The 12,266-nt window shown below is 66.7% G+C and carries 14 protein-coding genes; 7 read left to right on the forward strand and 7 right to left on the reverse strand.

Annotation, left to right across the window (positions count from 1 at the left end; translation table 11 throughout):
• Positions 1 to 464 (forward strand): helix-turn-helix transcriptional regulator (locus J7E22_RS17160; RefSeq protein WP_214983054.1); only part of this gene is annotated, 464 nt, incomplete at its 5' end.
• Positions 465 to 1,156: 692 nt separating this feature from the next.
• Complete coding sequence (locus tag J7E22_RS17165) at positions 1,157 to 1,768, forward strand: hypothetical protein (protein ID WP_214983055.1); 612 nt, start codon at positions 1,157 to 1,159, stop codon at positions 1,766 to 1,768.
• Here J7E22_RS17165 and J7E22_RS17170 read toward each other — a convergent pair.
• Positions 1,732 to 2,532 (reverse strand): helix-turn-helix transcriptional regulator, encoded by an 801-nt coding sequence (locus tag J7E22_RS17170; RefSeq protein ID WP_308159301.1) that lies wholly within the window; start codon positions 2,530 to 2,532, stop codon positions 1,732 to 1,734. The genes J7E22_RS17165 and J7E22_RS17170 overlap by 37 nt on opposite strands.
• 362 nt (positions 2,533 to 2,894) lie before the next feature.
• Here J7E22_RS17170 and J7E22_RS17175 point away from each other — a divergent pair, with 362 nt between their 5' ends.
• The 4 genes from J7E22_RS17175 (at position 2,895) to J7E22_RS17190 (ending at position 5,572) form a co-directional block, all read left to right on the forward strand.
• The gene (locus J7E22_RS17175) at positions 2,895 to 3,728 is read left to right on the forward strand and encodes an alpha/beta fold hydrolase (protein WP_214983056.1); all 834 of its coding nucleotides are present in this window, start codon (positions 2,895 to 2,897) and stop codon (positions 3,726 to 3,728) included.
• Positions 3,721 to 4,296: a TetR/AcrR family transcriptional regulator gene (locus J7E22_RS17180; protein ID WP_214983057.1), complete on the forward strand. Its 576-nt coding sequence runs from the start codon at positions 3,721 to 3,723 to the stop codon at positions 4,294 to 4,296. The genes J7E22_RS17175 and J7E22_RS17180 overlap by 8 nt, the downstream gene beginning before the upstream one ends.
• 121 nt (positions 4,297 to 4,417) lie before the next feature.
• Positions 4,418 to 4,915 carry a DUF4260 domain-containing protein gene (locus J7E22_RS17185; RefSeq protein WP_214983058.1) on the forward strand — a complete coding sequence of 166 codons (498 nt, stop codon included), beginning with the start codon at positions 4,418 to 4,420 and terminating at the stop codon, positions 4,913 to 4,915.
• Positions 4,916 to 5,044: 129 nt separating this feature from the next.
• Positions 5,045 to 5,572, forward strand: coding sequence for a VanZ family protein (locus J7E22_RS17190; RefSeq protein WP_251009328.1), 528 nt, complete (start codon positions 5,045 to 5,047; stop codon positions 5,570 to 5,572).
• A 219-nt stretch (positions 5,573 to 5,791) separates the two neighbouring features.
• On the opposite strand, the gene J7E22_RS17195 is transcribed toward J7E22_RS17190, so the two are convergent.
• Entirely contained in the window at positions 5,792 to 6,493 is a 702-nt protein-coding gene (locus J7E22_RS17195) for an HAD-IA family hydrolase (RefSeq protein ID WP_214983060.1), read from the reverse strand.
• Positions 6,494 to 6,564: 71 nt separating this feature from the next.
• Positions 6,565 to 7,143: a TetR/AcrR family transcriptional regulator gene (locus J7E22_RS17200; RefSeq protein ID WP_214983061.1), complete on the reverse strand. Its 579-nt coding sequence runs from the start codon at positions 7,141 to 7,143 to the stop codon at positions 6,565 to 6,567.
• A gap of 64 nt (positions 7,144 to 7,207) precedes the next feature.
• On the opposite strand from J7E22_RS17200, the gene J7E22_RS17205 reads away from it, so the two are divergent.
• Positions 7,208 to 8,182: an SDR family NAD(P)-dependent oxidoreductase gene (locus J7E22_RS17205; protein WP_214983062.1), complete on the forward strand. Its 975-nt coding sequence runs from the start codon at positions 7,208 to 7,210 to the stop codon at positions 8,180 to 8,182.
• 243 nt (positions 8,183 to 8,425) lie between these two features.
• Here the strand turns inward: J7E22_RS17205 and J7E22_RS17210 are convergent, their stop codons facing one another.
• From J7E22_RS17210 to J7E22_RS17225, 4 genes are all read right to left on the reverse strand, one after another.
• Complete coding sequence (locus J7E22_RS17210; protein WP_214983063.1) at positions 8,426 to 8,881, reverse strand: MarR family winged helix-turn-helix transcriptional regulator; 456 nt, start codon at positions 8,879 to 8,881, stop codon at positions 8,426 to 8,428.
• A gap of 125 nt (positions 8,882 to 9,006) precedes the next feature.
• A complete protein-coding gene (locus J7E22_RS17215; RefSeq protein WP_214983064.1) occupies positions 9,007 to 10,443 on the reverse strand; it encodes a signal peptidase I in 1,437 nt (478 codons plus the stop codon).
• Positions 10,444 to 10,458: 15 nt separating this feature from the next.
• A complete protein-coding gene (locus tag J7E22_RS17220; protein ID WP_214983065.1) occupies positions 10,459 to 11,103 on the reverse strand; it encodes a hypothetical protein in 645 nt (214 codons plus the stop codon).
• A gap of 699 nt (positions 11,104 to 11,802) precedes the next feature.
• A partial coding sequence (locus tag J7E22_RS17225) for a helix-turn-helix transcriptional regulator (protein ID WP_214983066.1) occupies positions 11,803 to 12,266 on the reverse strand: 464 nt, incomplete at its 5' end.

The raw sequence follows: 12,266 nt of genomic DNA on the forward strand, positions 1-12,266 counted from the left end.
TGGCGTCCGCGATGCACGCGCTCCGCTCCGAGGGCCCCTCGTCGCCGGCATGGCACGAAGCCCAGAGGGATGTTGCCCGGTCCCTGTTCGGGTTGTACCCGTTCCAGGGTGAGCCGCTTCCCGAGGGGTTCGGGAACCGGAAGAACGCGCGACTGCGCGCAGCGGTCGCGTTCATCCACGAACACGCAGCCGAGCCGCTGACGGTTGCGGACATCGCCGATGCGGCAGGTCTCAGCGTTCGCGGCCTGCAGGAGTCGTTCCAACGAGAGCTCAACGCAACACCGATGAACTACCTCCGAGAAGTGCGCCTCCGGCACGCCCACTCCGACCTCCTCAAAGCCGACCCGGACGTCACGACGGTCGCGGAAATCGCCTCCACGTGGGGCTTCGGCCACATGGGACGGTTCTCCCACGAGTACTTCAATCAGTTCGGCGAGTACCCGAAACGCACCCTCCGACGCTGACGCAACCGCACTCCTCGAGGATCACGACCACGACCACCGTTGGTCGGCCCTTCCCGTCCCGTTGACCGATCGGCATCTGAGACTGGCCAATCGGAGCGACGCCGCGGGCTCGAACGCGCTCGAGCGCCCAGATCGCGACCAGCTACCGGGCGGTCATCGGAGCGGCTGAGAAGCCTTCCGATCGGATTACCAGGAGGCGCGGTGGTCGACTGGGAGTTGGCGCGTTCGACCGACGTGCGTAGCCTTTGCTTCATGCCCAACCGATCATCAGCTCGGCGCTGATAGACCCGCTCGGCACGCACCCATGAAACTCGGCCTCACCTTCATCATCGCGGCTCTCATAGTAGGAGCCGGTTCGGTTGTGATGCTCTTTCTCATCCCCGGCTTCAAAGGCTGGTTTCTTCTAGTGTTGATGGTGGCAATCGGTCTGCAAGTAACCGGAATCCTCCTCCGCGCGCAACCTCCGAAGTGAGGAGAGACCGGTCGGTCCGAACTGGTCCGAGGAATACGGCCGATTCGGAGATCGCGGCAGCGGTGTTCGTCACTCAGGAGACGGCGAAGACCTACGTCTCCCGCATCCTGCTCAAGCACGGCGTCCGCGACCGGGTGCAAGCAGTGGCGTACGCCTACCGGAGCGGTATCGCTGAGTGACAGCCGCCCCAACCCGACGCTGGTCTTCGACGCTGCGCCTGATGGTGGCGCCCACCCTAGGGTGGGATCGTCCCAATCCCACCCTGGGGTGGTGTCGAGCGGGTTCTCCCGGCCGGGATCCTCGAGGCATGACAACGACTCTGTGGATCATCGACATCACCCTCATCGCGCTCGTGCTGCTGCAGATCCGCCGGAGACGCCTGACCCTGGTGCAGGTTCTCCTTCCGATCGCGCTCGTGCTGTGGGCCGGCATCGCGTATGTGCACTCAGTCCCGCTCGGCGGCGACAACGCGTTGGTGATTGGCGGCTTCGTCGTCATCGGCGCGCTGCTCGGAGCAGCGATTGGTTTCACGACACACATGTCGACAACGGACGGTCGGGTCATGACGCGTGCTGGCGTCGTGGCGGCGGTGCTCTGGGTCGCCGGGATGGGAGCACGGTTGGCGTTTCAGCTGTGGGCCACGGAAAATGGTCGGTTGGACCTCGGGCGCTTCGACTTTCAGCACGCGATCAGCAATGACGTCTGGCCGGCGGCCCTGGTGCTGATGGCGGGCGCCACGGTGTTGCTCCGTGTCGGCGTGATTCTGACGCGGGCACGCCGACTTGGAGTCGACCCTCAGCCGTCGGCTGTGACGGGCGACGTGAGAGCGTGAGTGGAAGCGTCGCGCGGTGCGGTGCCGAGCACGAGCGCGATGGCCTGGGCGCGGTCCCTGGCTGCCAGCTTCGCGAACAACGAGTTGACGTATCCCTTGACCGTCGCCACCGTGATGGACAAGGCGTCGGCAATCTCGTCGTTCGACCGCCCCCGGCAGATCAGAGCGAGCACTTCGGCTTCCCGAGGGGTCAGCCCTGGGAACCGCGTGCGCAGCGTCGCCGGGAGCAACAGCCGATCGACGGACGCCTGCATGCGCGCTAGGTCCGCGGCGTACTTACGGTCGAGGCCGGAGAACCTGCTCTCGACTTCGAGTGCGTGCCGACGTCTGGCGCGACCGGCAATCGACGCGATCCCAATCGTCAGGGTCGTCACACCCACTGACACTGGCTCGTGCGCGCCCAAGAGAAACCCGATGACGGCCGACGACGCAGCAAGTACGGGCCACGCCCAGACTCGCCAGCGCCCTGGCGTGCTCTTGCCGAGCACGATGACGAGGCTGCCCGCCGCCGGGTACAGGCTGATGCCGTACGTCGGTCCGGCAGCAAGCGCGGAGCCGATGACCATCACCAGCAGAAGCCCGACATCGCCCGGGGAACGATCCCTCAAGCGGGCCAACACGCGAACCATCCAGGCCGCGCCAGCCAAGCCCGAGCACACCACTGCCCAGAAGGGAGCACCGAGCGTTTCCCAACCGATCGTCACGGAGACGGCGAGGCTGGAAATGGCAAGCGCGAGTTGCATCGAGACCCCGGACTGCTTCACGAGTACCAGTGTGCGCGCCGACAATGAGCCCCCGTCACACTGCACACGCAACCCGAGGCCCTCGAGGCTCCCGCATGACTCCCGGACCCTTCGCTGGTCTTGTTGCAGTGCAGGGATCGCGGTGGCTGCAGAGTGGCTTCTCAGCGACCGATCCAGCTACGTCACAGGGATAACGCTCGGCGTCGACAGCGGCAGCGCTCCCTGACCACACCGATCCGATGCCGAGCTCGTCGCGGTGACGACTGGCTGCAGATCACCTCGAGCGGTGGGCCGGTTGCCGACACCCCTTGACATACAAGCTATGTCTGTTAGCTTTGGGCTAACCCGGTAAGCCACCGCAGGATGAACTACTGGAGGCACACATGACCGAGTTCCTGACCATCGATGGCGGCACTCTTGCCTACGAGCTGAGCGGCACCACTGGTCCGCTACTGGTGCTCGCTCACGGGATGGGTGACAGCCGAGACGCGTACCGCTTCCTCACGCCCCTCCTCGTCGAAGCCGGCTACCGGGTCGCGACAGTGGACCTCCGCGGCCACGGCGAGTCCAGCGTCGGATGGGCCGGCCACACCCGCACCGACATCGCCGGCGACCTGATCAGCCTGGTTCAGCACCTGGGCGGGCCAGCGGTTCTCGTCGGGCATTCCATCTCCGGCGGTGCTGCGACCATCGCAGCGGCGAAGGCTCCGGAACTCATCACAGCCCTGGTCGAGCTCGCCCCGTTCACGCGCAAGCAGTCGACCTCGCTCGGCGACATGCGGGTGGCCTCTTACCGGCGCGGTCTGCTCCACCTGGTGGGCATGACCATGTTCGGCAGTGTTCGGCAGTGGGCGAAGTACCTCGATGTCGCCTACCCTGACGTCAAGCCCGTCGACTACGACGCTCGCTTGCAGCAGATCACCGCGATGCTGGCAGAGCCCGGGCGGATGAAGGCACTGCAGGCCATGGGGAACAGCCGTCCAGTGGACGCCGGCGAGCAACTGGGCAACGTGCAGTGCCCAGTGTTGGTCGTGCAGGGCAGCGCGGACTGCGACTGGGTCAACCCGCAACGCGAAGGAGAGGCAATCGTCGCTGACCTGCCCACCGGCCTCGGCCGCCTCGAGATGATCGAGGGCGCCGGTCACTACCCGCACGTGCAGTTCCCCACACAGGTCGCCACCGCGATGCTGACGTTCCTGGCCGGCGTTCATGCCTAGGGCAGGTCTTGACACCGCTTCAGTCGTCGCGGCCGGCGCCGATCTCGCCGACGAGATCGGTTTCACTGAGCTGACCATGGGCCAGCTCGCGGAACGGGTAGGGGTACGCACACCCTCGCTCTACAAACACGTCGCCAACCAGGACGATCTGAGCCGCCGCATCGCAGCCCTCGCGTTGAGCGAAGCCGCCGACGCAATCGGCGCAGCCACCCAGGGCCGCGCGGGCCGCGACGCTCTAGGGGCTGCAGCCCGCGCGCTGCGTGACTTCGTCCTCAAGCACCCTGGCCGCTACGCCGCCACGGTCGGACTGAAGCTGACCGGCCCCGACGACCCGGTCGCTATCGCTGAAGCGCGCGGACTCGACCCTTTCCTCGCCGTACTCCGCGGCTACGACATCGCGTCCGCTGACACCACCCACGCGCTCCGAGCGCTCCGCAGCATCTTCCACGGCTTCGCCACCATCGAAGCGGACGGCGGCTTTCAGTGGGGCACCGCGACCGACGAGAGCTTCGAGTGGCTCATCGACCTCGTCGACCGCGGCCTGCGCACTAAGCCCACCGACAAGTAACGCGCTCCCACCGCCAGCAACCGTCCCGGATAGCAGGTGACCTGCCGATGCCCGGTTGCCCGGGTGCTTGCTGCACCAATCGACACCCCACACCCGCCACCTCTACAACTGGAGCATCCTCGTGACCAACACTCTTCCCGACGCTCCGAGCGCAAGCAGCCTCATCAACGGACCCGACTCTGCACCGGCGAGAACTGACGCGACCCTGGTCTGCGCTCCCGCACCAGGTGTAGTCACCGGCCGGCCCCGAGCCTGGCTCAGAGCCGAAGGGGCCGCCATCGCCGCAGCAGCCATCGTCGCCTACGCCACGACCGGCGCCCCCTGGTGGCTCATCCCGGCACTCTTCTTGGCCCCCGACCTCTCCATGCTCGCGTACCTCATCAACAACCGGGTGGGCGCATGGACCTACAATCTGGCGCACACCGCCCCTCTGCCTGTGGTTCTCCTCGCCGCAGGCTTCGCGTTGAACACGCCCGTCCTCGTCGTCGCCGGTGCTATCGGCTTGGTCCACATCGGGCTCGACCGCCTCATGGGGTACGGCGTCAAGTACGACCACGGCTTCGGTCACACTCACCTCGGCATTAAACAGCCCGCAGCCCCCGCTGACACGCAACGCTAACCGTGCGCGCCTACCCCTGCCCCCCCCCCGCAAACTGCCGCCGTCCGGTTCACTCGCTCGGGGCATGAGAGGAAACACGCAATGTTTGGAGCGGTACCGGTACTCCCCGTGGTAGTCCCGTTGAGCGTCATGCTGTTCGTGGTACTCGTCGCGGTCCTGCGCGCCCGACGGCGGCTGACGCTGCCGCGCGCGACGGTAGCAGCCGCCCTTTCGGTGTACGCCGGCGGGGTCGTGGCCAACACGGTGTTCCCGATCTACCTCGACTGGCCTGCGAGTGAGGGCCCCTGGATCCCGCCGGTGAACGTCGTACCGGTCGTCGGCTACGAGTGGGCCGACGCAGTGATCAACGTGATGGTGTTCCTGCCACTCGGGCTGCTCGTTCCGCTGCTGGTTGCTCGGCCGTCGTGGTTGCGCGTCGTGACGACGATCGCCGGCATCAGCCTCGCGATCGAGCTGGCCCAATTTGTTACAGCGGGCCTCGCGGCGGGCGGGCACATCGCGGACGTCAACGACTTGTTCTGCAACACCGTGGGTGGCGCGCTGGGATACGCGTTGTTCGTCCTGCTGGACAGAATCCCCGTCACCGCTGGACTCGTCGACGACTTCCGCTGGCACGGACCGTTGCGCACACCGACCGCGGATCCTAAGACGCAGTAGCCACGGGGATCCACACAGCCCTTGGGCAGCGATTGGACCGGTCTCGTGATTCCGGTAACCCCCACTCGGAGACGCAGCAAGCGAGACGCATCTGGCCAACCGCGTCCGATGAGCCATCGGCTAAGGGACACCCGTCAGCGCCGCGGCGCAGTGGCACTCGGGCTGATCGGCTCATAGTCGCACTGCGTCGAGGAGGGATAGTCGGAAGGCATGCGGCGGTCAGCCGAGGAGCGTTGTCAGGCGTGCAAGATCCTCCACGGTGAGATCGAATTGGTCCGCCGCCGATGGTGCTTCTGCCCCGGGCCGAGCTAGGTAAGCAGTGCGGAACCCATGATCGGCCGCGGCTCGAAGGTCCCATGGGTGCGCGGCGACAAACAGCGTCCGCCCCGGGACGAGGCCGAGCGTGTCGATCGCGTAACGGTACGCGGCGGGTGCCGGCTTGAAAGTACCCGCTGCTCCGGTGGACAGTGCGATGTCCCAACTGATTGCGTTGCTGTTGGCAAGTCGCGCGAGTGAATCGAGATCGCCGTTACTCACACCCACGACGAGTCGACCCCGGCGGAGGGCAGCCGTTGCCTCCGCCACGTCCGGCCATGCCGGGTACTCCCGGTCGAGGGTTGCCACCAGCGCCAAGGCTGCGGGCGTCACGGTTCCTCCCAGAGCCGTGATCGCCTCGTGGGCGCCGTCACTGACCAGGTGACTGTGCCGCTGCCACGGGAGATCACCGTCGACAACGGCGTTCATACGACGGTTCAGGAGCTGCGTCCATCGCGAGTGGAGCTCCTCTGGTGAGCCCAGGCCGGCTTCCACTGCGAGTTGCCGGGCTGTCGTCGCCCAGGCACCGTCCTCGTCAACGAGCGTCCCGATCACATCGAACACCACGACGTCGATAGTCTCCGGAAGGAATTGCTCTGTGCTCATAGCCCAACTCAAGCAGACATGCCACGTCGACGACGGGCGTCCGTTGCACGATCGGCTTACGGGACGAGAAGTCAGCGGCTCTGCGGATTCGCTGATGGACCGAGGATGAGGTCGATGGCGATGCCGAGGGGTTCGGCGCACAGCTCGCGCGATGCGACCTGCTGCTTGATGCCGATCGAGGCGCTGACCAGCGTTCGCGCGCGATCCGCGGCGTCGGTCGGGTACTCCTCGGCGATGGCCTTCGTGACGAGTTCTTGAAACCGTCGTGGTGCCGTGTCGCGCACGGACCCCAGCATCGCGGGGTCGAAGTCGTGCACGCCTGCCGTCTGCTCGGTGAGCGGTCCGATGTAGGAGCCAACCCACCGGTCGAAGGCAGCGAGGAGTCGGACTCGGAGGGGCCGCCCGTCGTCGAGGAGTTCGGCGATGACAGAGAGATCGCGATCGAGCGCTCGCTCGATCGCTTCGCGGAACAGGACTGGCTTCGAGTCGAACAGGAAGTACAGGCCCGGACGTGACACTCCCGCCGCCCGAGCGATGTCGTCCATGGACGTTTTCCGATACCCGAACCTGACAAAGGTCTGGATCGCCGAATCGAGCGCGGCATCGCGTCGGCCCACCCCGCCATGGGCCGTGGGAACTCGTGCAGACATACCTCGACTCTACGCTGGTCTGAACTCACTATACGGAAAAGGACAAGTGCGTATAGTGAGGCGCATGCCTGCCCCCTCACCGTTGATCGTCACTCCGTTCGCCTCCGACAGCACCGCGGACGATGTTCTCCGCGGCGTTGCGCTCGACGGTGTCCGAGTCGTCGTCACCGGAGCGTCCTCGGGTCTCGGCAAGGAAACTGCGCGCGCTCTGGCCGCTGCCGGCGCTGACGTGACGATGGCGGTCCGGAACGAAGCAGCGGGCCGAGCGGCTGCGGACGAGATCGCGGCGTCCGGGGCGCGCGGACGCCTTCGCGTCTCCGGCCTCGACCTCGCTGACCAGGCATCGGTCTCCCGTTTCGTCAGCGCGTGGGAGGGGCCGTTGCACCTGCTGATCAACAACGCCGGACTCGTCACCGGGGGCCTCGAACGGACCGCCGAAGGGTGGGAGCTGCAGTTCGCGACGAACCATCTCGGACACTTCACCCTCACTGTGGGTCTTCGTCCCCATCTCGCCGCGGGCGCATCCCAACGTGGTGGGGCTCGTGTCGTGTCGTTGAGCTCCACCGCGCACATGCGCGACGGCATCCACTTCGAGGACCTGCACTTCGAACACCGCCCCTACGATCCGCAGCTCGCGTACGCGCAGGCGAAGACGGCGAACTCGTTGCTCTCCGTCGAGGCGACCCGCCGCTGGGCATCCGATGGCATCGTCGCGAACACTGTCAATCCAGGTGGGGTCCCCACCGGACTCCAGCGGAACTTCACGCCCGGGCAGAAGGCTTCGCTCGATGCCGCCGAAGCCGCCGGCATGTTCTCCTACAAGACGATCGGGCAGGGCGCAGCGACGACCATCGTCGCGGCCGTCCGTCCGGAATTCGCCCACACCGGCGGGCACTACCTCGACGATGCCCAAGAGGCCTACACCGTTCCCGACGACGCTTCCCTAGCCGATCATCCCCACGGCGTCAAAGCGTGGGCGCTCGACCCCGACGCAGCCGAACGGCTGTGGAAAGTATCGAGCGACCTCGTGCACGCCTGACCCTCTAGGGAGCACATCCTCGATGAACTGCAAACCTCATGCATTGCGACTCGCTGCAGGTAAGCGATCGCGCTCCGACCGGAGCACAGGGGGAGCTCAACGGCCGGAGCGTCGATGCTCTGCGAGCCTGCGGTTTGGGACGAACCGATCGCGCGTGGCGCGCTGCAACAAGCGTATGTGTCCGCCTTTATGGGGACAAACGAACCGTTGCCCCCATTCCGGGGGCTCTCCGGTGGTCCGTTTTCAGCGGAGGGCGCTGCCGATCTGTTCGAAGAGCTGAGCGACGGCCAGGACCTGCTCGTCGGGGATCGTCTCCCGGAACGCATTCCCGTAGACCGAGCCGATGTCCGTCGCGACCGCAGCGCCCGAGGGGGTCAGGAAGAGCAGGCTGCTTCGCCGGTCCTGAGGGTTCCGGCGACGCTCGATGTGCCCGTGCTCCTCGAGGCGGTCCACGAGACTGGTCATGGCGCCGGTGCTGAGTTCGAGGTACTCGCCCGCTTGCTTCGATGTGGCGCCGTCGTTCGACGACAGAAAGAACACGAGCCGGAGGTCAGTGGGGTTCATCCCGCGGGCTGAACTCTCTCGGCGGAGGATCCGGGTGTGGTGACCCTGCAGTGTGCGGAAGGCGCTCATCAGCCGCACGATCGGCGCTTCTTCGCCCGTCGCGGTGCTGTCAGGTGTGGCGATGATGTCGGTCATGTCTTCCTTGTGTTTGGGTCACCGGGTGGGCGACGGACTGCGCGGGCCCGGGACTGCGCGGTCGCCAAGCGTCTCGATGGTCATGCTATTGAGCTCAACGTGGTTCAAGCGGTGGACACTGCCCGTCAGTTCACCGGGTTGACTGTCGTCGCGGACAGGCTGATGGCGCCCGTCGCGGACACGATCCGGCCGGTCACGGTGGCCTGCGAGAGCGCCGCTGCCCCGTTGACGATGTAGTTGCCGGCCGCGGTCGTCGTCGAACCGGAGCTGCCGATGGTGGCGGTCGTTCCGACGATCCACCAGACGTTGGCTGCCTTCGCGCCGTTGGCCAGGAGGATCCGCGAGCCACGGGGCATCGTGAGGGTCGAGGTGGTCGTGAAGATGAACCGGGCGGTGCTGTCGCCCTTCGCGTCGAGGGTCAGGGTGCCGGGGACGGTGAACGCACCCGTGGTGGTCGTGTAGACGCCTCCGGGCAGGGTGCCGGAGAGCGACGGGGCGAGGGTCTGTGTGACGGGCCGCTGGGCGAGTGCTGCGCGGGCCGTGACGGCGGATGCCATCGCGGCCTTCGCGGCACTGGTGTTGAGCTCCGTGGTACCCCCGACGTCGCCTCTCGAGAAGCCGCTGACCGTGGTGCCCGGCGTTGTCGCGATCGACCCGGAGGTCGTGGAGTTGTTGAAGAAGGTGCTCGTGTCGTTGACACTCGTCGCCGCGATGAGGCCGTACCCGGCCATCGATCCGGCCGAGATTGGAGCGTACGACTTCGCCGTCCATGCCAGGGAGGTGCGGGTCTGACCGGTGAAGACACCGGCCGCCTGCGCAGCGGGTGCTGCGCAGGCGACGGGGACGACGGCGAGCAGGGCGGCTCCAACGATGACCGCGGTGCGCGCCGATCGCCGAGCTGGAGCTCGACCGGCGGCCTCGACCTGCGCCGCCGGATCCGGGTCGATGGCACACGCGGCTGGGTCGGCCTCGATGCCGTCGCCGTGCGTGGTCTCGTCGCCCGAAGCGTCATCGGGCAGGGTCCGCCGCCGGACCGACAGGGCCACGAGCACGATCGCAAGCATCGTGAGCGCCGCCCAGCTTCCGAAGGCACGGACGTTGCCGTGCCCAAGCCAGAAGCTTGGCAGGCCGACGTAGGGCACGAGCAGGCGTGCTCGGCCGGTGATGTCAGCACGAGTCGCGGTCCACGTGTCCGCCTGCGGGTTCGCGTCCCCCTTGGTCACCAGGGCGTCACCGTGCCGCACGGCGATCAGCCGGTGCACCACCAGCATGTCGTCGACGTGGAAGGTGATGACGCGGCCGACGGGGAGGGCATCATCGCTCGGCAGCGGTGTCGTGATGACGACGTCGCCCGGGGAGATGTTCGGCTCCATCGAACCGGACTGCACGACGGAAGCGGTCCCGCCGAGCAGCGCGGGGAGAACTGCGATGCCGGCAAGGGCAGCGAGGAGTGTCAGGTACGTCTTGCCGGCCGTCACCACGATCAGTCCCGCCCAGCCTTCACCGAAGGCCTTCTGGTGGGTCTGGGTCGGGGTGTGGTGCGACCCCGTCGTGGTGATCACGTCGCCGCGCGTCGGCTACGCGCTCGGCGTCGCGGTGGGCGTCGACGTCGTGGTCCGGAACTCCCACACGAGGTCCGCGGTGAAGGACGACCCCTGCAGGGCGTCGATCTGCGCTTGCGTCATGCCGGTCGTGTCGAACGACCACCCGACCCGGTACGTGCGGGACTGCGCGCCGGTCCCGGTCACATCCCACGGGTGGGCACCCGTGTCATAGCTCGTCGCCTGGGCGGCGACGGCAGCAATCGGCACCGGTGTCGGGTTCGCGGTCGCGGCATCGGGGACGAACCCGGTGCAGTCGTTGAACGAACCACCCGTGCCCATCTGCAGGGTGAAGTTGATGTGCTGCGGAAGCCCGGTGCTCGAGCTCAAGTTCGCTGCGTAGTCGCGGATCTCGCCCGGCGTGTTGCTGTTCGACGTGACCACGATGCACTTCGTCCCACCGTCTCCCGGCACCAAGCCCGACACGTTGAACGCTGCCGCACCCCGGTCATCATCGGTGAGCGTCACCGAACCCGCAGACCAGGAGTCACCGGCATTGCGGGTGACCGATGAGAACGCAGCGTACGAAGAGTGCCAGACCAAGCCTCCGGCGATGACGATGGCAAGCGGCGCACCACCGATCCCGACGATCGTGCGGACACGGGCAGAGGGCTTCTTCATGATCTTCTCCTCGACACACCGGTGGTTGGTTCGGTGCACGGCAGCACGCCGGGAGGGACGTGATGAGAACCGACCACCCTGAACCGTGAGCAGATACCACGGCGGGTGATTGGTACGACGATCAATCTACCCAGCGGTCGAGCGGAACGGAACGCGAGGAGAACCCCCACTGCGGGGGTGTTACTCGATAGTTAAGCTAAATAACGACACGCGGTAGCCCCCAATAGCCGGCCGCCATGGCACCGGCGTTCGCCAGCCGATCCCCTGCCGGTCACCGCACGACGCCGCCACTGACCGCACTTGATCCGGGGAGCGCGGACCTGGCTCGACAGGCGGTGCACACCCCGAGGATGAGCGCATGACGAGCCGAAACTCATCGTCAACCAAAGACCCCCGGTGTCCGGCACCCGTGGCAGGACACCGCTGCCAGCGTCAGGTGGGACACCCTGAAGCGCACTCGTACGAGGAGCCCCTGACCTGGCTCCGATGGCACGACCAGGCGCTCTTCAATGCCGACGTTGCGTGGGTTACTGAGGGGCTGACGTCGTCGCCGATTTCGCGATGCGACGCTCCGTGTGACTGGTGAGCAGCATCGCTCGATGGCACAGCTTTGAGGCCGCTGCGTGGCACAGGCTCGTCCCGGAGGACGATCCCTCACGGGCACGGATGGCGCTCCGCAGGGTACGTTCTTGCCCCGCGTCAGCGTCGGAGGGTGCGTTTCGGGTACTCGCCGAACTGATTGAAGTACTCGTGGGAGAACCGTCCCATGTGGCCGAAGCCCCACGTGGAGGCGATTTCCGCGACCGTCGTGACGTCCGGGTCGGCTTTGAGGAGGTCGGCGTGGACGTGCCGGAGTCGCACCTCTCGGAGGTAGTTCATCGGTGTTGCGTTGAGCTCTCGTTGGAACGACTCCTGCAGGCCGCGAACGCTGAGACCTGCCGCATCGGCGATGTCCGCAACCGTCAGCGGCTCGGCTGCGTGTTCGTGGATGAACGCGACCGCTGCGCGCAGTCGCGCGTTCTTCCGGTTCCCGAACCCCTCGGGAAGCAGTTCACCCTGGAACGGGTACAACCCGAACAGGGCCCGGGCAACGTCATGTTGCGCTTCCTGCCACGCTGGGGAGGAGGGGCCTTCGGAGCGAAGCGCGTGCATCGCGGACGCCA

This window comes from Curtobacterium sp. ISL-83, from assembly GCF_018613895.1.
Classification (GTDB): Bacteria; Actinomycetota; Actinomycetes; order Actinomycetales; family Microbacteriaceae; genus Curtobacterium.

Bases quoted from the DNA above. Each gene is read 5' to 3' on its own strand.
- J7E22_RS17165 (WP_214983055.1), top strand. From the start codon at position 1,157: ATGGTGGCGCCCACCCTAGGGTGGGATCGTCCCAATCCCACCCTGGGG.
- J7E22_RS17175 (WP_214983056.1), top strand. From the start codon at position 2,895: ATGACCGAGTTCCTGACCATCGATGGCGGCACTCTTGCCTACGAGCTG.
- J7E22_RS17180 (WP_214983057.1), top strand. From the start codon at position 3,721: ATGCCTAGGGCAGGTCTTGACACCGCTTCAGTCGTCGCGGCCGGCGCC.
- J7E22_RS17190 (WP_251009328.1), top strand. From the start codon at position 5,045: ATGCTGTTCGTGGTACTCGTCGCGGTCCTGCGCGCCCGACGGCGGCTG.
- J7E22_RS17195 (WP_214983060.1), bottom strand. From the start codon at position 6,493: ATGAGCACAGAGCAATTCCTTCCGGAGACTATCGACGTCGTGGTGTTC.
- J7E22_RS17200 (WP_214983061.1), bottom strand. From the start codon at position 7,143: ATGTCTGCACGAGTTCCCACGGCCCATGGCGGGGTGGGCCGACGCGAT.
- J7E22_RS17205 (WP_214983062.1), top strand. From the start codon at position 7,208: ATGCCTGCCCCCTCACCGTTGATCGTCACTCCGTTCGCCTCCGACAGC.
- J7E22_RS17210 (WP_214983063.1), bottom strand. From the start codon at position 8,881: ATGACCGACATCATCGCCACACCTGACAGCACCGCGACGGGCGAAGAA.
- J7E22_RS17220 (WP_214983065.1), bottom strand. From the start codon at position 11,103: ATGAAGAAGCCCTCTGCCCGTGTCCGCACGATCGTCGGGATCGGTGGT.